The organism is Streptomyces sp. NPDC037242 (genome assembly GCF_055604165.1).
This window is the reverse complement of sequence record NZ_JBVJUY010000009.1, coordinates 176,315-198,579: the sequence shown is the minus strand read 5'-3', so window position 1 is coordinate 198,579 and position 22,265 is coordinate 176,315. Positions and strand designations below refer to the sequence as shown.

Below are 22,265 nucleotides of genomic sequence, written 5' to 3'. Positions count from 1 at the left end.
CTTGTAGTCCTGGTAGTTGAAGGCGACGTCGACGAGGCGGCGGCCGCCCGCGAGCCGCTGGATGGCGGGGAGCGGGTGGCGGCGGTGCGGCCAGATGGCGGCCTCCCGCTCGTACACCCGGGCCACCAGCTCGCGCCAGGTGCGGGCGGAGGAGTCGTGGGCGAAGGGCACCGTGTTGAGGTGCATGCCCAGGACCCGCTCGGCGCCGAGTGCCTCGGGGCGGGCGTCGGTGGCGAGTCCCGCCGAGAACTCCTGCTGGTCGGTGAGGCGGGCCAGCACGGCCAGGTGGACGGCGTGCAGGACGGACTTCATCGAGGCGCGGGAGCGGCGGGCCAGCTCGCGCAGGCCCGGCTCGACGTCGGCGAACGGCACCCGCACGAGGAAGGGTTCGGGGGCCGAGTCCGCGTCGCCCCAGCCATCGGGGAGGGCGAACGGCTCGTAGCGGGCGGTGATCCCGCGCCAGTACGCCTCGTCCTCGGCGGAGGCCAGGGACTCCAGCTCGCCGGCCACGAAGTCGGCGTAGCGCACCTCGGGGGCGGTCCAGGCCTCGGGCTCGCTGCCGTCGCGCAACTGGCGGTAGAGGCCGAGGAGTTCCATGAGCATGGAGTGGTGGCTCCAGCCCTCGGTGATGGCGTGGCACTCCGCGAGGCCGAGCCACCACACCTGCCCGTCCTCGGACGCGTCCTCGACCAGCGCGGACACCCGCAGCAGCGAGGGCACGGCCAGGTCGAAGGGGGTGGCCCGCTGCTCGGCGAGGTAGCGGCCGACGGCCGCGTCCACGCCCTCGGCGTCCAGTCCGGCCAGGCTGCGCACGGCGACCGGCAGGGTCACGTCGGTGTGCACGAGCTGGAGCGGAACGCTGTGCCCGGTGAGGTCGAAGCCGGTGCGCAGGACCTCGTGGCGCCCGGCGAGGATCGCCACGGCCTTTCCGAGGGCGGCGGCGTCGAAGGGCCGGTCGTCGCGGATCCGGAAGGCGTTGACGTTGAGGTACTTGTGCCCGGCCGGCTCGGCGAGCATCTCGACGAGGATGCCGAGCTGGCCCTGGGAGACCGGGTAGGCGTCGGTGAGGCCGGCCGGCAGAGCCGCCAGGTCGGCGGCCGGGACCAGGGCGAAGGGCTCGACCGCGCGGTGCCCGTCGGTGTCCCGGCCGGTGCCGGCGGCCGCGAGGGCCGCGAGGCCGGCGACCGTACGGGCGTCGAAGACGTCGCGTACGGACAGGGCGTACCCGGCGGCGCGCAGGGCGCCGACGAGGGAGACGGCGCGGATGGAGTCGCCGCCGATGTCGAAGAAGGCGTCCTCGGCGCCGACCCGGGGCAGGCCCAGCACCTCGGCCCAGACGGCCGCGATGCGCTCCTCGTCGCCGGTGCGCGGGGCGACGTACGGCTGGTCGGCGGCGAGCGCCGCCCAGTCGGGCGCCGGCAGCGCCTTGCGGTCGACCTTGGTGTTGGAGATCAGCGGGATCGCGGCCAGGGCCGTGAACGCGCCCGGGACCATGTACTCCGGCAGCCGCTCGCGGCAGTACTCGGCCAGCTCGGCCGGGGAGGGCAGGCCCGCCTCCGGGTCGGCGGGCACGGCGTAGGCCGCGATCCGCGGGTCGCCCGGGGCGCTCTCGTCGGTGACGACGGCGGCCTGGTGGACGGCGGGGTGGGCGACGAGCACGGACTGGATCTCGCCGAGCTCCACGCGGTAGCCGCGGATCTTGATCTGGTTGTCGGTGCGGCCGAGGAACTCCAGACCGCCGTCCGGGCGCAGCCGCGCCAGGTCGCCGGTGCGGTAGAGCCGGCCGCCCGGCTCCCCGTACGGGTCGGGCACGAAGCGGTCGGCGGTCAGGGCCGGGCGGCCGAGGTAGCCGCGGCTGAGCGCCGGGCCGCCGATGGCCAGTTCGCCGGGGACGCCGACCGGGACGGGCCGGGCGTCCTCGTCGAGTACGAGGATCCGCGTGTCGGCCAGCGGGCGGCCGAGCGGGATGCCGTGCTCGCTCGCCAGGTCGGCCTCGGTGATGCGGTGGTGGGTGACCTGGACGGTGGCCTCGGTGGGCCCGTACAACTCGACGAGCTGCGGGGCGTCCAGGCCGAAGCGGTCGGTCCAGGGGGCCAGGGCGGCCCCGTCGTGCTTCTCCCCGCCGAAGAACATGGCGCGCAGGTTCAGCTGGTCGGTCCGCGGGTCGCCCTGCTGGACGGCGGCGGCGAGGCCGCGGAAGGCGGACGGGCTGTTGAGCAGGACCGTCATCTTCTCGGCGACGAGCAGGTCGAGCAGTTCGTCGGGGTTGCGGGCGGTGTCGGCGTCGACGACGACCAGGCGGGAGCCGTAGAGCAGGGCGGCCCACAGTTCGAAGACGGAGACGTCGAAGGCGTGGCTGTGGATCAGCGGCCACACGTGCCGGTCGTCGAGCGGGAAGCGCTCCTCGGTGGCGAGCATCAGGCGCACGGCGTTGGCGTGGGTGACGCCGACGCCCTTGGGGACTCCGGTGGAGCCGGAGGTGTAGATGACGTAGGCGAGGTTGCCGGACTCGGCGACGGGCGCCGGGTCGGTGTCGGGCTGCGCCGCCAGGTCGGCGGCGGTGTCGGCGGCGTCGAGGACGAGCACCGCGCCGGAGTGGGCGGCGACGGCGGCCTGCTCGTGGGCGGACTCGGTGAGGACCACCTTGAGGCCCTGGTCCTCGGCCATGAAGGCGAGGCGGGCGGCGGGCTGGGCCGGGTCCATCGGCAGGTAGGCGGCGCCCGCCTTGAGGATGCCGAGCAGCGCGGGCACGAGCTCGGGGCCGCGGGCCACGCACAGGCCGACGACGTCCTCGGCGCCGATGCCGAGGTCGCGCAGCCGGTGCGCGATGCGGTTGGCGCGGGCGTTGAGCTCCCCGTACGAGAGGGTCGTGCCGGCGGCGGTGACGGCGCCGGCGCCGGGGCGTTCGGCCGCCTGCTCCTCGAAGAGGGAGTGCAGGGTGGTGGTGACGGGGGCGGTGGCGGTCGCGGCCGGGGCGCGCAGGACCAGTGCCCGGTCGGCCGCGGGGAGGAAGGTGGCGCGGGCGTCGCCCTCGGCGTCGGCGGCCATGGCCTGGAGGACCTGGCGGTACATCTCGCCGAGGCCCTCCGCCTGGGCGGGGGTGAGGTGGCGGGTGTCGGAGCGCAGGCCGAGCCAGCCGCCGCGGGAGATCACGGCGAGCGGGAACTCGGTCGAGCCGATGCCGGTGCTGGCCTCTTCGTCGACGAGTTCCGCGTCGACCTGGTGGAAGTCCAGGTAGTTGAAGACGCTGTTGAGGAGGCGGCGGCCGCCCGCGGCCCGCTGGATGGCGGGCAGCGGGTGGCGGCGGTGCGGCCACAGCGCGAGTTCGCGGTCGAAGACCTGGCGGACCAGCTCGCGCCAGGTGCCGGCGGTGCGCAGGTGGGCGAAGGGCACGGTGTTGAGGTGCATGCCCGCGACCCGGTCGGCGCCGGCGGTCTCCGGCCGGGCGTCGATGGCGAGACCGGTGTGGAAGGAGGCTTCCTCGGTGACCTGGCTGAGCACCTTGAGGTGGGCGGCGAGGAAGACGCTCTTGAGGGAGGTGCCGGAGGTGGTGGCCAGCTCGCGCAGGCGGGGCATCAGGTCGTACGTGGGCACGTTGACCTGGACCGTGTCGTACGGCCGGTCCTGTGCCGCCTCTCCCTCCGCGCCCTGGGGGTCGCCCCAGGCAGCGGGGAGTTCGAGGACGGCGTGCTCGGCGACGGCCGTACGCCAGTACTCCTCTTCGGCCGGGTCGGCCAGCGAGGCCAGTTCGGCGGCGATGAAGTCGGCGTAGCGGCTTGCCGGGCGGTCGGTGGGGGTGAAGAACCCCTGTTCGGCGAACTCCCGGTAGCAGACGAGCAGTTCGCTCATCAGGGAGTGGTAGCTCCAGCCCTCCAGGATGGGGTGGGCGTGGGTGAGGACGAGCCACCAGGAGGCGTCGTCCTCCAGGACGGCGCGCACCCGCAGCAGCGGCGGGCGGGCCGTGTCGAAGGGGCGGGCGCTCTCCTCGGCGTTGACGGCGCGCAGGGCCGGGCCGAAGGCCTCGGCGGAGAGCGCGCTGAGGTCGGTGACGGGGACCTCGACGGGCACGTCGGCGTGGACGAGTTGGAGGGGGGTGCCGTAGCCGGTGAGGTCGAAGCCGGTGCGCAGCACCTCGTGGCGCAGGACCAGTTCCTCGGCGGCCCGCTGGAGGGCGGCGGCGTCGAAGGGGCGGCCGTCGCGGACCCGGAAGGCGTCGACGTTGTGGTAGGCGGCGCCGTCGTCGTCCAGGGTCATCTCGACGAGCATGCCGAGCTGGACCTGGGAGACCGGGTAGGCGTCGGTGACCCCGGCGGGCAGGGCGGCCCGGTCGGCGTCGGAGAGCAGCGCGTAGGGCTGGACGTACACCTCCTCCACGGGGACGGGGGCCTCGCCGGAGTCCGCCGGGCCGCCGAGGTGGCGGGCCAGGGCGGCGATGGTGCGGTGCTCGAAGACGTCCTGCACGGCGACCTGGAAGCCGGCCGAGCGGATGGCGCCGACGAGGACGATGGCGCGGATGGAGTCGCCGCCGAGGTCGAAGAAGCTGTCCTCGACGCTGACCTGCTCGTGGCCCAGGGCCGTGGCCCAGGCCTCGGCGAGACGGGCCTCGGTCTCGGTACGCGGAGCCACGTACTCCGCGGCCGCCGCGAACTCGGTCGGCGCCGGGAGCGCCTTGCGGTCCAGCTTGCCCGCGGTGTTCAGCGGCCAGGCGTCCAGCTCCACGAAGGCGCCCGGGACCATGTAGTCGGGCAGCTCCTCGCGCAGGAACCCGCGCACGGCCGCCTGGTCCAACTCCCCGGCGGCCGGGATCACATACCCGACGAGCCAGGTGTCCCCCGACTCCTCCGTACGGGCGATCACCGCCGCGTCACGCACCTGCGGGTGCGCCAGCAGCCGGGACTCGATCTCACCCAGCTCGATCCGGTAACCGCGGATCTTCACCTGGTGGTCGGTCCGGCCCAGGAACTCCAGCGACCCGTCGAACAGACGCCGCGCCAGGTCACCCGTCCTGTACAGACGAGTACCCGCAGCACCGAACGGGTCCGGGACGAAACGTTCCGCCGTCAGATCCGGACGACCCAGGTAGCCCTGAGCCACACCGTCACCGGCGATGCACAGCTCACCCACCACGCCCAGCGGCACCGGCTGCATCAACGCATCGACCACGTACAGCTGGGTGTTGTCGATCGGGGAGCCGATGGAGATCGCGGCGGCCTCGGCCGGCACCTCCCAGGTGGCGGACCAGATGGTCGTCTCGGTCGGACCGTAGACGTTCACCAACCGGGCCACGTGGCCGCGCAGTTCGCGGGCCAGCTCCACCGGCAGGGCCTCGCCGCCGACCAGCGCGGTCACGGCGCGGTCGGAGAAGCCCGACTCCAGCAGCAGCTTCCAGCCGGACGGGGTGGCCTGGACGTGGGTCACGCGCTCGGCTGCGACCAGTTCCACCAGGTCGTCCCCGGCACCGGCGATGACCACCCGGTGGCCGCCGATCAGCGGCAGGTAGAGCTCCAGCCCCGAGATGTCGAAGGACACCGAGGTCGAGGCCAGCCAGGACTCCTCCGCCCGGGCTTCGCCCAGCACGCGGCGGATGCCGACGAGGAGGTTGCCCAGCGCACCGTGCGTGACCTGCACGCCCTTCGGCTTGCCCGTCGAACCCGAGGTGTAGAGCACGTACGCGACCGCGTCCCGGTCGATCAGCGGGAGGCGCCCGGGGGCGTCGGCCGTGTCGGACACGGAGATCCGCGTCCCGGAGTGGATCTCGGCGGCGGTGGCGGCCAGCGAGTCCTGGGTGACGAGGACGGCGGGCGCCGCGTCGGCGACGATCCCGGCGAGGCGGGCAGCGGGGTGCGCGGCGTCCATCGGCAGGTACGCGCCACCGGACTTCTGCACGGCCAGCAGCGCGACCAGCAGCTCCACACCGCGCTCCAGCAGCACACCCACCACATCACCCGGACGCACGCCCTCGGCGACCAGCCGGTGCGCCAGCGCCTCGGACCGGGCGTCCAGCTCGGCGTACGAGAGGGACACGCCCCCGCTGGTGACGGCCACCGCGTCCGCAGCAGCCGCGACCCGCGCCGCGAACAGCTCCGGCACCGTCGGGGCCGGGGTCTCGGTGGCGGTGTCGTTCCAGCCGGTGACGACGAGGGCCTCCTCGTCGGCGGGCAGCAGCACGGCCCGCGCGTCGCCCTCGGGGTCCGCGGCCATGGCCTCCAGGACGAGGCGGTACATGTCCGCGACCCGCTGGGCCTGCGGCCTGGCGAGGTCCCGCTCGTTGGCGGTCAGGACCAGGTGTCCGGCGAGGGTGGTGACGGCGAGCGGGAACTGCGAGGTGGCATCGCCGAGGTTGGCCTCGACGTCGATCAGCTCGGTGTCGACCTGGTGGTAGTTCTGGTAGGTGAAGAGCACCTCGACGACGGACTGGCCCGGCTCGGCCAGCCGCTGGATCGCCGGCAGCGGGTAGCGGCGGTGGTCGAAGAGCTCCATCTCGCGGTCGAAGACCTGGCGTACGAGCCCGGCCCAGGTGGTCGCGAGCCCGGCCTCGTGGGCGAACGGCACGGTGTTGAGGTGCATGCCGCAGACCCGCTCGGCACCCAGCAGCTCGGGGCGGGCGTCGGTGACCAGGCCGGCCGAGAAGCGGGACTCCTCGGTGAGCTGGCTCATCACCTTCAGGTGGGCGGCGATCAGCACGCTCTTGGCGGAGACGCGGGCCCGCTCGGCCAGCTTCTTCAGCCCGGGCTCCAGGTCGGAGTAGGCCACCGGCAGGCGGTAGCCGCGGCCGTCCTCGGCGGTGGGCTCGCCCCAGCCGGCCGGGAGGGAGAGGGCGGGGTAGGCGTCGACGGTGTGCGCCCAGTACTCCCGGTCGCCCTCGTCCGCGAGGGACTCCAGCTCGCCGGCGATGAAGTCGGCGTAGCGGGCGGGTACCGGCTCGCGGCCGGCGTCGGGGTCGCCGCCCTCGCGGACCGTGCGGTAGACGTCGAGGATCTCCATCAGGAGGGAGTGGTGGCTCCAGCCCTCCAGGATGATGTGGCTGTGGGTCAGGGAGAGCCACCAGGCCCGGTCGCTCTCGACCAGGGCGGCGATGCGCAGCAGGGAGTGGTCGCCGAGGGCGAAGGGGCGGGACTCCTCGACCGCCACGTGGGCCTGGACGGCGCGGGTCAGCGACTCCTCGTCGCGGATGCCCGTCAGGTCCTCGACGTGGAGGGGGATCTCGGCGGTGGCGTGGACGAGCTGCATCGGCACGGAGTAGCCGGTGAGATCGATCGACGTGCGCAGGACCTCGTGCCGGGCGGCGACGGTACGGGCCGCCGCCTCCAGCGCGGTACGGGAGAAGGCGTGCCCGTCGCGGACCCGGAAGGAGGTCACGCGGTGGTAGTCGTCCCCGCCGTCCTCGACCAGGGTCTCGACGGCCATGCCGGTCTGCACCTGCGAGAGCGGGTAGGCGTCGGCGAGGCCCTCGGGTATCCGTTCCCTGTCCTCATCGGCGAGCAGGGCGAAAGGGGCGAGGCCTCCCTCCCCCGGCGCGGGCTGCGGCTCGGCGGCGGCCGCCGGCGCTGCCTGGGTGCGGAGCAGGGCGAGGAGGTCGGCGACCGAGGTCTGGTCGGAGAGGCCGTCGGCGGCGAGGTCGATGCCGGCCGCCGCGAGCGCACCGGCAAGCGCCTCTGCCGCGTCGGCCGCCCCTGCCGTCCGGGTGGAGATGTTCGTCGGTGACACGGTGTCCTCCTGCTGTGCCTGCGCCGCGAGATGGTCCGCCAGCTCGGCGACGGTCTGGTACGTGAAGATCGTTCGAACGGAGAGTCGGTGGCCGAGAGCCTTCAGCGCGCCGACGACGGAGACCGCCCGGATGGAGTCGCCGCCGAGGTCGAAGAAGCTGTCCTCGACGCTCACCCGTTCGAGCCCGAGAGCTGATTCCCAGGCATGAGCGATGCTCGCCTCGGCGTCTGTGCGGGGAGCTATATAAGTGCTCTCGGCGCCGCGGGTGGGGGCGGGCAGCGCCTTGCGGTCGAGCTTCCCGGCCGTGTTCAGCGGCCAGGCATCGAGCTCCACGAAGGCGCCCGGGACCATGTAGTCGGGCAGTTCCTCGCGCAGGAACCCGCGCACGGCCGCCTGGTCCAACTCCCCGGCGGCCGGGATCACATACCCGACGAGCCAGGTGTCCCCCGACTCCTCCGTACGGGCGATCACCGCCGCGTCACGCACCTGCGGGTGCGCCAGCAGCCGGGACTCGATCTCACCCAGCTCGATCCGGTAACCGCGGATCTTCACCTGGTGGTCGGTCCGGCCCAGGAACTCCAGCGACCCGTCGAACAGACGCCGCGCCAGGTCACCCGTCCTGTACAGACGAGTACCCGCAGGACCGAACGGGTCCGGGACGAAACGTTCCGCCGTCAGATCCGGACGACCCAGGTAACCCTGAGCCACACCATCACCCGCGATGCACAGCTCACCCACCACACCCAGCGGCACCGGCTCCATCAACGCATCGACCACATAGAACTGCGTGTTGTCGATCGGAGAGCCGATCGAAACCGCCTCCGCGCCCTCCGGCACCTCCCACGCCGACGACCAGATCGTCGTCTCCGTCGGACCGTAGACGTTCACCAACCGACCGACCCGCGAGCGCAGTTCGCGCGCCAGCTCCACCGGCAGCGCCTCACCGCCCACCAGGGCCGTCACGCCTTCGTCGGAGAAGCCCGACTCCAGCAGCAGCTTCCAGCCCGACGGGGTGGCCTGGACGTGCGTGACCTCCTGCTCGCGGACGAGCTCGGCCAGGTCGTCCCCGGTCTCGGCGATGACCACGCGGTGGCCGCCGACCAGCGGCAGGTAGAGCTCCAGCCCCGAGATGTCGAAGGAGACGGAGGTGGAGGCCAGCCAGGACTCCCCCCAGCCGGCGCCGAGCACCCGCCGGATACCGACGAGGAGGTTCCCCAGCGCACCGTGCGTGACCTGCACGCCCTTCGGCTTGCCCGTCGAACCCGAGGTGTAGAGCACGTACGCCACCGCAGCCGGGTCGACCGCGATGTCCAGCGGGTCGGAGTCCAGTTCGGCGGTGACGGCCGCGTCCGTGCCGTCGACCAGCAGCCACTCCCCGGAGTGGATCTCGTCGGCCACCGGCCCGAGCGCGTCCTGGGTGACCAGGACGGAGGGGCGGGCATCGGCGACGATCCCGGCGAGCCGGGAGGCCGGGTGCGAGGCGTCGAGCGGCAGGTACGCCGCGCCCGCCTTCTGTACGGCCAGCAGCGCGACCAGCAGCTCCACACCTCGCTCCAGCAGCACACCCACCACATCACCCGGACGCACGCCCATGGCGAGCAGGTGGCGGGCGAACCGGTTGGAGCGGGCGTCCAGCTCCCCGTACGAGAGGGAACGGCCGGCGGAGGTGACGGCCCGCGCCTCCGGGGTGTCCAGGACCCGGGCCGCGAACAGCGCGGTCACGGTCCCGGCCGTGGCGGCGGCGGTGTCGTTGCCCTCCGCCAGGACCCGGGCGCGCTCGCCCTCGGGCAGCAGCGGTGCCTGGGCGTCGCCCTCGGGGTCGGCGGCCATCGCCTCCAGGGCCAGGCGGTACATGGCCGCGATGCGATCGGTGTTCTCCTGCGAGAGCACCGCTCCGTGCGCGGTGAGCACCAGGTGCCCCTTGCGGGTGGCGACGGTCAGCGGGAACTCCGTCGGGCCTTCCTGGGGGTCGGCGAGCTGCGCCGAGGCGCCCGCGTGCTCCAGGCTGCCGTCGGTGACCCGGCCGTAGTCCTGGTAGTTGAAGTAGACGTTCAGCAGCTGGCGGCCGCCCGCGAGGCGCTGGATGGCCGGCAGCGGGTGGCGCCGGTGGGACCAGGCCCCGATCTCGGCGGCGAAGACCTCGGCGACGAGTTCGCTCCAGGTGGCGGCGCTGCGGTCGTGGGCGAACGGCAGGGTGTTGAGGTGCATGCCCAGCACCCGCTCCGAGCCCGGGAGTTCGGGACGGGCGTCGGCCACCAGGCCGCTGTGGAAGGACCGCTCGGGGGTGAGCCTGCTCATCACCGACAGGTGCGCGGCGAGCAGCACGCTCTTGAACGAGGTGCCCGTCGCGGCCGCGAGCTCGCGCAGCCGCGGCTCCAGGTCGCCGAAGGCGACCGGGGCGCGGCGCACACCCGGCTCCCCGCCCCAGCCCGCGGGCAGTTCCAGGGCCGCGTTGCCGTCGACGACGGACTGCCAGTAGGCGCGGTCGGCCTCGTCGGCGAGGGAGTCCAGCTCGCCCGCGATGAAGTCGGCGTAGCGGGCGGGGGTGGCCGCGGGGGCCGTGGCGGCGCCCGTGTCGCGGATCTCCCGGTAGACGGTGAGCAGTTCGCCGAGGAGGGCGTGGTAGCTCCAGCCCTCCAGCACGGGGTGCGCGTAGGCGAGGGTCAGGTGCCAGGAGCCGGCGGTCAGGACCTGCGCGGAGAACCGGACGAGCGGCGGCTCGGCGACGGCGAACACCGCCTGCCGTTCGGCCTGTTCGTGCGCGATGACGGCCCGCTCGCGGGCCCGCGGGTCCAGCAGCGACAGGTCGGCGACCGCGACCGCGGTGGGCGCGCTCGCGCGGACCAGCTGGAGCGGGGTGCTGTACGAGGTCAGGTCGAAGCCGGTGCGCAGCACTTCGTGGCGGGCGATGACCTCCTCGGCGGCCCGCTGGAGGGCGGCGGCGTCGAAGGGCCGGTCGTCCTGGACCTCGAAGCCGTCGACGTTGTGGTACGCCGCCTGCTCCTCGTCCAGGTCCATCTCGACGAGCATGCCGAGCTGCACCTGGGAGACCGGGTAGGCGTCGGTGACCCCGGCGGGCAGCGCGGCCCGGTCGGCGTCGGAGAGCAGCGCGTACGGCTTCACGTACTCCGCGGCCGTGACGGCCGGGGCCTCGCGGCCGTCGAGGTGGCGGGCGAGAGCGGCCACGCTGTTGTGGGTGAAGATGTCGGGCACGGAGACCTGGAAGCCCGCGGCGCGGACCTCGGAGGCCAGCCCGATGGCGCGGATGGAGTCGCCGCCGAGGTCGAAGAAGCTGTCCTCGACGCTGACCTGCTCGTGGCCCAGGGCCGCGGCCCAGGCCTCGGCGAGACGGGCCTCGGTCTCGGTACGCGGAGCCACGTACTCCGCGGCCGCCGCGAACTCGGTCGGCGCCGGGAGCGCCTTGCGGTCCAGCTTGCCCGCGGTGTTCAGCGGCCAGGCGTCCAGCTCCACGAAAGCGCCCGGGACCATGTAGTCGGGCAGCTCCTCGCGCAGGAACCCGCGCACGGCCGCCTGGTCCAACTCCCCGGCGGCCGGGATCACATACCCGACGAGCCAGGTGTCCCCCGACTCCTCCGTACGGGCGATCACCGCCGCGTCACGCACCTGCGGGTGCGCCAGCAGCCGGGACTCGATCTCACCCAGCTCGATCCGGTAACCGCGGATCTTCACCTGGTGGTCGGTCCGGCCCAGGAACTCCAGCGACCCGTCGAACAGACGCCGCGCCAGGTCACCCGTCCTGTACAGACGAGTACCCGCAGCACCGAACGGGTCCGGGACGAAACGTTCCGCCGTCAGATCCGGACGACCCAGGTAACCCTGAGCCACACCATCACCCGCGATGCACAGCTCACCCACCACACCCAGCGGCACCGGCTGCATCAACGCATCAACCACATAGAACTGCGTGTTGTCGATCGGAGAGCCGATCGAAACCGCCTCCGCGCCCTCCGGCACCTCCCACGCCGACGACCAGATCGTCGTCTCCGTCGGACCGTAGACGTTCACCAACCGGGCCACATGGCCACGCAGTTCGCGCGCCAGCTCCACCGGCAGCGCCTCACCGCCCACCAGAGCGGTCACACCTCCGGTGAAGCCCGCCGCGAGCAGCAGCTTCCAGCCGGACGGGGTGGCCTGGACGTGGGTCACGCGCTCGGCGGCGACCAGTTCCACCAGGTCGTCCCCGGCACCGGCGATGACCACGCGGTGGCCGCCGATCAGCGGCAGGTAGAGCTCCAGCCCCGAGATGTCGAAGGACACCGAGGTCGAAGCCAGCCAGGACTCCCCCGCATCCTCGGCGCCCAGCACTCGCCGGATACCGACGAGGAGGTTGCCCAGCGCACCGTGCGTGACCTGCACGCCCTTCGGCTTGCCCGTCGAACCCGAGGTGTAGAGCACGTACGCCACCGCAGCCGCGTCCACGGCCGGCAATGCGCCGCCCGCAGCCACCGGGGCGCCGTCCACGGGCAGCCAGCCGCCCGGGTGGATCTCGTCGGCGGTGGCCGCCAGCGAGGGCTGCGCGATCAGCGCCACCGGCGCGGCGTCCGCGACGATCCCGGCGAGGCGGGAGGCCGGGTGCGAGGCGTCCATCGGCAGGTACGCGCCACCGGACTTCTGCACGGCCAGCAGCGCGACCAGCAGCTCCACACCGCGCTCCAGCAGCACACCCACCACATCACCCGGACGCACGCCCTCGGCGACCAGCCGGTGCGCCAGCGCCTCGGACCGGGCGTCCAGCTCGGCGTACGAGAGCGACACGCCACCGCTGGTGACGGCCACCGCGTCCGCAGCAGCCGCGACCCGCGCCGCGAACAGCTCCGGCACCGTCCCCGCGGAGGCGGCCGTGGAGGAGTCGTTCCACTCCTCCAACACCCGGGCCCGCTCGTCGGCGGGCAGCAGCACGGCCCGCGCGTCGCCCTCGGGGTCCGCGGCCATGGCCACGAGCACCCGGCGGTACATCGCGGCGACCCGCTCCGCGTTGTCCCGGGACAGGGCCCGCCCGTTGGCGGTGACGATGATGTGCCCTGCGCGGCTGGAGACCGTCAGCGGGAACTCGGTCGGGCTGTCGTCGATGCTGGCGAGGTAGTCGACCCGGTCCAGGTCGACCTGGTGGAAGTCCTGGTAGTTGAAGTAGACCTCGATGAGCTGGCGGCCACCGGCCAGGCGCTGCACGGCGGGCAGCGGGAAGCGGCGGTGCGGCCACAGTTCGACCTCGGCGGCGAAGACCTGGGCGACGAGCTCGCTCCAGGTGGCGGCGGCGCCGGCGTCGTGCGCGAAGGGCAGGGTGTTGAGGTACATGCCGTAGACCCGGTCCGCGTCGAGCAGTTCGGGGCGGGAGTCGCAGACCAGGCCCGCGGTGAAGCGGGTCTGCTCGGTGAGCTGGCTCATCACCTTGAGGTGGGCGGCGAGCATGACGCTCTTGAACGAGGCGCGGCTGCGGGTGGCGAGGGTGCGCAGCCGGTCGTACAGGTCCTCGACGGGGACCTCGATGACGTGGATGGCGCGCGGTGAGCCGGGGGCCTCGCCCCAGCCCGCGGGGGCGGCGATCGGGGCGTACTCGTCGGTGATCCGGGACCAGTAGGCGTGGTGGGTCTCGTCCTCCAGCGCCCGGGCCTCCTCGGCGATGAAGTCGGCGAAGCGGATCGCGGTGGGCTCGGGCTCCCGGACCGGGCGGCCGTCGCGCAGGGCGGCGTACAGGTCGAGGATCTCCATCAGGAGGGAGTGGTGGCTCCAGCCCTCCAGGACGGGGTGGCATTCGGTGACCGAGAGCCACCAGCCGCCGGTGCCGGTGTCGTGCGCGTACAGGCGCATCAGGGCCGGGACGGCGAGGTCGAAGACGTCGGCGCGCTCGCGGGCGGTGTAGTCGAGGATCGCGGAGCGGATCTCGTCCTCGTCGAGGCCGCGCAGGCTCTGGCTGCCGACGGCCATCTCGGCCTCGGCGTGCACGAGCTGCATCGGTACGGAGTAGCCGTCGAGGTCGATGGAGGTGCGCAGCACCTCGTGGCGGGCGGTGACGATACGGGCGGCCCCGACGAGGGAGGCGTGGTGGAAGGGGCGCTCGTCGCGGATCCGGAAGCTGGTGACGTTGTGGTAGTTGTTCGCGCTGCCGGGCAGGGCCATCTCCAGCACCATGCCGGTCTGCACCTGGGAGAGCGGGTAGGCGTCGGTGAGGCCGGCCGGGAGCCGGTCGCGGTCGCCCGGCCGGATCAGCTGGAACGGGCGGACCGGCTCGGGGAGTTCGGCGGGCGCGGTGCGGCCGGTGACGAGTTCGGCGAGGCGGGCCACCGTACGGCGGTCGAAGACGTCGCGGACGGTGACATCGAAGCCGGCGGCGCGCAGGGAGCCGACGAGGGCGACGGCGCGGATGGAATCGCCGCCGAGCTCGAAGAAGCTGTCGTCGACGCCGAGGGCGTCGAGGCCGAGGACCTCTTCCCAGACGTCGGCGATGCGCTGCTCGGCGGGCGTACGGGGGGCCGTGCGGGTGCCGGTGGCGCGTCGGGCATCGCTGCCGGGGGCGGGCAGGGCGCGCTTGTCGAGCTTGCCGTTGGTGGTGAGCGGCAGCCGCTCCAGGGTGACGAAGGCGGCCGGGATCATGTACGGGGCGAGGTCGCGGGCGAGGGCCTCGCGCAGTTCGGCGGGGTCGTGGGCGGCGCCGCCGGCGGTGATCAGGTAGGCGACGATCTCCTTGGCGCCGGGGGTGTCCTCGCGCAGGACGACGACGGCGTCGTGGATGCCGGGCAGGGCGGCCAGGGCGGCCTGGATCTCGCCGAGTTCGACGCGGTAGCCGCGGATCTTGATCTGGCCGTCGGCGCGGCCGAGGAATTCGAGGCTGCCGTCGGGGCGGCGGCGGGCGATGTCGCCGCTCTTGTAGAGGCGGGAGCCGGCCGGGCCCCACGGGTCGGGCACGAAGCGCTCGGCGGTCAGGGCGGGGCGGCCGAGGTAGCCGCGGGCGACGCCGGGTCCGGCGACGTGGATCTCGCCGAAGACGCCGACGGGGACGGGCTCGCCCCAGGCGTCGAGGAGGTGGACGCGCAGGTCGTCGAGGGGGACGCCGATGGGGTTGCTCGCGTCGGGGGCGAGGTCGGCCTCGGTCACCTCGTAGAAGGTGGTGTGGACGGTGGTCTCGGTGATTCCGTACATGTTGAGCAGGGCCGGGGCGGCGAGGCCGCGCCGGTCGGTCCACGGCTTGAGGTCCGGCACGGTCAGCTTCTCGCCGGCGAAGACGACGGCGCGCAGGGCGAGCCGGTCGATGCGCGGGTCGCCCTCGGCCGCGGCGACGACCAGGGAGCGGAAGGCGGACGGGGTCTGGTTGAGGACGGTGACCTGCTGGTCGACGAGCAGGTCGAGGAACTCGTCGGGCGAGCGGGTGACGGCGGCGGGGACGACGACGAGCTTGCCGCCGTGCAGCAGGGCGCCCCACATCTCCCAGACGGAGACGTCGAAGGCGTAGCTGTGGAAGAGCGGCCAGACGTCTTCGGTGGAGAACCCGTAGTGCCGGTAGGCGGTGGTGAGCAGGCGCAGGATGTTGCGGTGGCTGAGGCACACGCCCTTGGGCTTGCCGGTGGAGCCCGAGGTGTAGATGACGTAGATCAGCTGATCCGGGTGGCCAGCCAGCGCCGGATTCGCAGCCGGAAGGCTCTGCCAGTGCTGCGAGCCGGTCTCTCGGTCGAGTACGACGAGCGGGCCCTCATGGATCTCCTCGATCATCGGGGCGTGGCGCGTCTCGGTGAGCACGGCGAGGGCGCCGGCGTCCTTCAGGACGTACGCGAGACGGTCGGCCGGGTTGGCCGGGTCGAGCGGGAGGTAGCCGGCGCCGGACTTCAGTACGCCGAGGAGTGCGGGCATCAGCTCGGGGCCGCGCTCCAGGCAGATGCCGACGAGGGTGTCGGGGCCGGCGCCGAGGGTGCGCAGGTGGTGGGCGATGCGGTTGGCGCGGGCGTTGAGCTCGGCGTACGTGAGCTCCTGCCCGTCGGCGCTGACGGCGACCGCGTCGGGGGTGGCTGCGACCTGGGCCTCGAACACCTCGTGGACGAAGCGCGGGTCGGGGGTCTCCTCGGGCGCGGGCTGGATGACCAGGGCCCGCTCGGCGGGGGCGAGGACGTCGAGGGCGGACAGCCGGGCGGCCGGGTCGGCGGCGATGGAGTGCAGCAGGCGGCCGAAGTGGTCGGCGAGGCGCTGCGCGGTGGCGGCGTCGAAGAGGGCGGTGGCGTACTCGAAGCGGCCGCGCAGGGTGCCGTCCGGGACCTCCTCGACCAGGAGCTGGAGGTCGAAGCGGGCGGTGTCGGCGGGGGTCTCGAACGGTTCGACGGTGATGCCGGGCAGGTCGTAGGCGGCCGTACGGGACTCGTGGAGGGTGAAGGCGGCCTGGAAGAGGGGGGTGCGGGACAGGTCGCGCTCGGGCTGGATGGCGTCGACGAGGCGGGCGAAGGGCATGTCCTGGTGGTCGAAGGCGTCCAGGACGTCGACGCGGCTCTGCTCCAGCAGGCGGCTGAAGCGCGGGTCTCCCTCCCAGCTGCCGCGCAGGACCAGGCTGTTGATGCCGTAGCCGATGAGCTGCTGGAGTTCGGGCCGGGTGCGGCCGGAGACCACGGTGCCGACGGCGATGTCGCTGGCGCCCGTGTACTTGGCCAGGAGCGTCTGGTAGGCGGTGAGCAGCACCGTGAAGAGGGTGGTGCGGTGCTCCGTGGCCAGTCCGCGCAGGGAAGCGGCGAGCTGCGCGGGCAGGTCGAGGGCGACGGCCGCGCCGGCGGAGCTGCGGACGGCGGGGCGGGGGCGGTCGGCGGGCAGGTCGAGGGGGGCGACGCCGTCGAGCCGGTCGCGCCAGTAGGCGAGGTGCTGGTCGAGCGCCGGGCCTTCGGTGTTCTTCTGCTGCCAGGCCGCGAAGTCGGCGTACTGGACGCTCAGTTCGGCGGCGGGAGCGGAGCCGCGGTAGTAGGCGCTGAGGTCCTGGGCGAAGATCTGCGTGGACCAGGCGTCGCAGGCGATGTGGTGGAAGACGAGCACGAGGACGTGCTCGGTGGCGGAGAGCCGGATGAGGCGGACCCGCAGCGGCCATTCGCCGGCGAGGTCGAAGGCCTGCTGGGCGTACTCGGCCGTGAGCTGGCGGGCGACGCTCTCCCGGTCGGCGGCGGGCAGCGCGGCGAGGTCCTCGACGAGGAACGGGACCGGGCCGGGCTCGTCGACGAGCTGGGCCGGCTCGTCGCCGAACAGGTCGTAGCGGGTGCGCAGCACCTCGTGGCGGGCGACGACCCGGTCGACGGCGGTGCGCAGGGCGCTCTCGTCGAGGTGTCCGGTGAGTCTGATGGCGAGCGGGACGAGGTATTCGGGGCTCTCCGGCTCCAGGCGGTTGAGGAACCACATCTGCTGCTGTCCGGCGGACAGCGGCAGTGGGAGGCCGCGGTCCACGCGGGGGATCTCCTGGCGGCCGGCGGCGCCGGCGCGTCCTGCGGTGAGCCTGCGGAGCAGCTCAGCGCGGAGCTGGTCGGGAGTCTGGGTACGCTCGGCGCTGGTGGTCATGCCTGGTGCTCCTTCAGCTGCGTGGAGGCGGAGAAGTCGTGGGTGGGGGCGGCCACTTCGGCGAGCGGCTCGGCGGAGAGCGGCTCGGCGGCGGCGAGTTCGGCCTGGACCAGCGCCTCGACGGCGCGGGCGAGTCCGGCGACGCTGGGGCCCTCGAAGATGGCGCGGAGCGGCAGGGAGACGAGGAACTCGGCCTGGATCCGGGAGATCAGGCGGATGCCGAGGATCGAGTTGCCGCCGCTCTGGAAGAAGTCGTCGTGCACGTCGGGCTCGACGCCGAGCAGTTCCTGCCAGATCGAGGCGATGTGCTCCTCGACGATGTCGCGGGGGCCGGTGCGGCCGGTGTCGCCGTCGGCCTGCGTCTCGGCGGGGTCGGGCAGCCGGCCGCGGTCGAGCTTGCCGTTCGCGGTCAGCGGGATGGCGTCGAGGGCGACGTAGGCGCTGGGCAGCATGTAGTCGGGCAGCAGCCGGGCGCAGTGCGCGGTGAGCTCGGCGGTGTCGGGCAGTTCCCCGTCGGCGGGGACCACGTAGGCGGTCAGGCCCCGGTCGGCGGTGATGGCCGCGTCGCGGACCCCGGGGTGGGCGGTGAGGACGGCCTGGATCTCCCCGGCCTCGACGCGGAAGCCGCGGACCTTGATCTGGTGGTCGATACGGCCGAGGAAGGCGACGGTGCCGTCGGGCAGCTGCCGGGCCAGGTCCCCGGTCCGGTAGAGGCGGGAGCCGGCCGGGCCGTACGGGTCGGGCAGGAACTTCTCGGCGGTCAGGCCCGGGCGGCCGGTGTAGCCGCGGGCGACGCCGGTGCCGCCGACGTGGAGTTCGCCGATCGCGCCCAGCGGTACGGGGCGCAGCTCCGGGTCGAGTACGTACATCGACAGGCCGGGCAGCGGGCGGCCGATGGGGACGACCCCGGCCTCGGGGGCGTCCACGGGGTGGATGCAGGTGCCGACGGAGCATTCGGTGGGCCCGTACTCGTTGATCAGACGGCCGGGGCCGAGGAGTTCGAGCCAGCGGTTGGCGGCGGCGCCGGGGAAGGCCTCGCCGGCGACGAGCACGGTCCGCGCCAGGCTTTCGGCCTGCTCGTCGGTGAGCTGCTGGGACAGGATGTCGAGGTGGCCGGGGGTGAGCTTGACGAAGCTGTACGGGGCGCCCTGCGCGAGGGTGCTGCCGAGGTCGGCGAGGTCGAGTGCGGCGGGCAGGACGTGCAGCGGCTGGCCGGCGACGAGCGGTGCGTACAGGTTGGGTACGACCAGGTCGAAGGCGGTGGAGGAGAAGAGGGCGGCGCCCCCGCCGTGGCTGCCGGCGAGGTCGCGGGCGGCCCAGGCGACGTGGTTGGCGAGGCCCCGCTGTTCGACGGCGACGCCCTTGGGGCGGCCGGTGGAGCCCGAGGTGAAGATCGTGTAGGCGATGGCGAGCGGGTCCTGCCGGCGCGGGGGCCGGGTGCTCGGCAGTGCGTCGAGCACGGCCCGGTCGCGGTCGACGACGACGAGTTCGCCGGGGAAGACGGGCGCCATGCGCACGGCGTGGTCGGCGGTGGTGACCAGGACCCGGGCGCCCGCGTCGGCGAGCATCCCCGCGAGGCGCTCGGCCGGGTGCGCGGGGTCCAGGGGCACGTAGCCGGCGCCGGTCTTCCAGCTGCCGAGGAAGGCGGCCAGCAGGTCGGGGCCGCGGTCCAGCAGTACGCCGACGAGGTGCTCGGTGGTGGCGGCGGACTGGCGCAGCCGCCAGGCGAGGCGGTTGGCCCGGGCGTCGAGCTCGGCGAAGGTGGTGCTGTGGCCCTCGTACCGCAGGGCGGTGGCCTCGGGGCGCTCCGCGGCCCGTGCCTCGAACAGGTCGAGGACGGTGGCCTCGGCGGGCTCGGCGACCGTGGTGTGGGCGCCGGTGTTCCACTCGACGAGCTGGCGGTGGCGCTCGTCGGCTCCGGCGAGCTCCAGTGCGCCCAGGGGGGTGGCCGGGTCGGCGACGGCCGCGGCGAGGAGGCGGACGAAGTGGTCGACGAGGCGCTGCACGGTGACGTCCTCGAACAGCGAGGTCGCGTACTCCAGGACGCCGGCGAGCGTGCCGTCGGGGCGGCGGCGCAGGAACAGGGTCAGGTCGGTCTTGGCGATCTGCCAGGCCTGCCGGAAGGTCTCCAGGTCGTCCAGGTCGGCGCCGCCGGTGGTCAGCGTCTCGTCGTGCAGGTCGAAGGCGGCCTGGTAGACGGGCGTGCGGGAGAGGTCGCGGTCGCCCTGCACCTCCTCGACCACCCGCTCGAAGGGCACCTCCTGGTGGCCGAAGCCGGCCAGGGTGACCTCGCGGACCCGGTCGAGGGCCTCGCCGAAGCCCAGGTCGGGGGTGAGGCCGGCGCGCAGGGCGAGGGAGTTGAGGAAGAAGCCGACCAGGTTCGCCGTCTCCGGGCGGCCGCGGCCGGCGACCGGGGTGCCGATGGTGACGTCCCATTCGCCGCCGTGCCGGGCGAGCAGGGTCGCGTACCCGGTGAGCAGGGTCATGAAGGGGGTCGCTCCGTGGCGGCGGCCCAGTTCGGCCAGCGCGTCGGCGGTCTCGGCGGGGATCACCACGGGAACGACGGCACCGCGGTGGTCGCGTTCGGCGGGGCGCGGGTGGTCGGTGGCCAGGGCCAGCGGGGAGTGCCCGTCGAGCGCTTCGCGCCAGTACGCGAGGTCGGCGGCCAGGGTCTCCTCGGTGAGCGCGGTGCGCTCCCAGGCGGCGTAGTCGGCGTAGCCGAGGGCGAGTTCGGGCAGCTCGGGGGCGCGCCCGGCGGCGAAGGCCGCGTACAGCTCGCCGAACTCCCGCTCCAGCAGGGCGGAGGACCAGCCGTCGCAGGTGATGTGGTGCAGGGCGAGCACCAGTACCGGGCTGCGGCCCTCGGCGCGGACCAGCAGGGCCCGCCACAGCGGCCCGTCCTGGAGGTCGAAGCCGCGGCCGAAGTGCCCGGCGACCAGGGCGCCGAGGCCCTCGCGGGTGGCGGTGGTCTCGGCGAGCTCGACCGGGCCGGGAGCGGTGATGCGCTGGCCGCTCTCGTCGGCGTCCGCCGGGTAGCGGGTGCGCAGCGCCTCGTGCCGCACTTCGAGCGCGTCCAGGGCGCGCTGGACGAGCGCGGTGTCCGCGCCCTCGGGCAGGCCGATGATGAGCGGGGAGACCCACTCGGCACCGCCGGGGTTCATCCGGTCCTGGAAGTGCAGCCGGCGCTGGCCGAAGGAGAGCGGCAGGACACCGGTCCGGTCGACGGGGACCAGGGCGGGCCGGACCCCGGCGGCGGTCAGCAGGGCGGCCTGCGCCTCGACGGTGGCGGAGGTGAACAGCTCGGCCGGGGTGACGTCCTTGCCGGTGGCCTCGCGCAGCCGGGCGGCGAGCCGGGTGATGAGCAGGGAGTCGCCGCCGAGGCGGAAGAAGTCGTCGTGGACGCCGACGCGTTCGACGGGCAGCAGCCCCTGCCAGACCTCGGCGACGATCCGCTGGGCCTCGGTGTGCGGGGCGGTGTACGGCCGGTCGGCGTCGTCCTGGACGGGGCTGGGCAGGGCGGCCCGGTCGAGCTTGCCGTTGCTGGTGAGCGGGAAGGCGGCGAGGGGGATCAGGACGGTCGGCACCAGCGCCTCGGGCAGCAGCCCGCGCAGGAAGGTGCGCAGGTCGGCGGGGAGTGCGGCGTCGGCGGTGGTGAGGTGGGCGGTCAGCCGCTTGGCTCCGTCGGCGCCCTCGGGGGCGGTGACCACGGCGCCGGTGACCACGGGGTGGGCCAGCAGGGCGGCCTCGACCTCGCCGGGCTCGATGCGTACGCCGTTGACCTTGACCTGGTGGTCGGCGCGGCCGCGGTACTCCAGGGTGCGGTCGGCGCGCCAGCGGACCAGGTCCCCGGTGCGGTAGAGCCGGCCGCCCGCGGAGCCGTAGGGGTCGGGCACGAAGCGCTCGGCGGTCAGGTCGGGGCGGCCGAGGTAGCCGCGGGCCAGGCTGGTGCCGCCGATGTGGAGCTCGCCGGGGACGCCGACGGGGACCGGGCGGCCCTGCTCGTCGAGGACCAGCAGGCGGGTGCCGGGCAGCGGGCGGCCGATCGGGACGGGGCCGCTCGCCTGCGCGGGGTCGTAGGGCTGGGCGGTGACGTCGATGGAGCACTCGGTGGGGCCGTAGGTGTTCCAGACCTCCAGGCGCTCGCCGTGGCCGTCCAAGGCGCGCCGGCACAGCTCGGCGTGGAGGGGCTCGCCGGCGGAGAACAGCAGGCGCAGCGCGGTCAGTCGGCGCCAGCCCGGCTCGGCGACGAGCAGCCGCAGTACGGAGGGCACCACCTGGAGCACGGTGGCCCCGAGCCGGGCGGCCGCGGCCACGAGTGCCTGGGGGTCGCGCTCGGCGCCGACCGGGGCGAGGGCGACGGCACCGCCGCTGACCAGGGGGCCGAAGACCTCCCAGCAGTGGGCGTCGAAGCCGATGGCCGTCTTGTGCAGGACCCGGTCGCCGGCGCCGAGGCCGTGCGTGCGGACCGTCCACAGCACGCGGTTGGCGATGCCCGCCTGGGTGACCTGCACGCCCTTGGGGCGGCCGGTGGAGCCCGAGGTGTGGATGACGTACGCGAGGTGGCCGCTCTGGACCGCGGCCTCGGGGGCGGTGTCCGGCAGGGAGGAGATCAGCTCCCACTCGGCGTCCAGGTCCACCTGGGGGGCGCCGAGTTCGGTGCCGGCGGACCGGCCGGCGGTCAGGACCACCGCGGGGCGGGCCTCGGCGACGAGGGAGCGCAGCCGCTCGGCCGGGTGCGCCGGGTCGAGCGGCAGGTAGGCGGCGCCGGTCTTCCAGACGGCGAGCAGCGAGACGACCAGCGAGGCGGAGCGCTCCAGGTGGACGCCGACCAGGGTGTCGGGGCCGACGCCGAGCCGGGTCAGGCGGTGCGCGAGGCGGTTCGCGGAGGCGTTGAGCTCGGCGTAGGTGAGCGGGGCCAGGCCGTCGGCGAGGACGGCGGGGGCGTCGGGGGTCTGCTGCGCCTGCTGGGCGACCAGCTCGGCGAGGGTCGAGCCGGCGTCATTCTGACGGGTCTGCGGAGTCAT

2 protein-coding genes (1 of these 2 cut by a window edge) are annotated in these 22,265 nt (G+C 73.9%); both read right to left on the bottom strand.

The window, feature by feature from the left end:
* Window positions 1-17,241 carry the 5' portion of a non-ribosomal peptide synthase/polyketide synthase gene (locus tag ACZ7GJ_RS13790; protein WP_470751534.1) on the bottom strand. 6,330 nt of this gene lie to the left of the window's left edge, so only the first 17,241 of its 23,571 coding nucleotides appear in the window; it begins with the start codon at window positions 17,239-17,241; the stop codon falls past the left edge of the window.
* A complete protein-coding gene (locus ACZ7GJ_RS13785; protein WP_470751533.1) occupies window positions 17,238-22,265 on the bottom strand; it encodes an amino acid adenylation domain-containing protein in 5,028 nt (1,675 codons plus the stop codon). The genes ACZ7GJ_RS13790 and ACZ7GJ_RS13785 overlap by 4 nt, the downstream gene beginning before the upstream one ends.

Bases quoted from the DNA above. Each gene is read 5' to 3' on its own strand.
- ACZ7GJ_RS13785 (WP_470751533.1), bottom strand. From the start codon at position 22,265: ATGACTCCGCAGACCCGTCAGAATGACGCCGGCTCGACCCTCGCCGAG.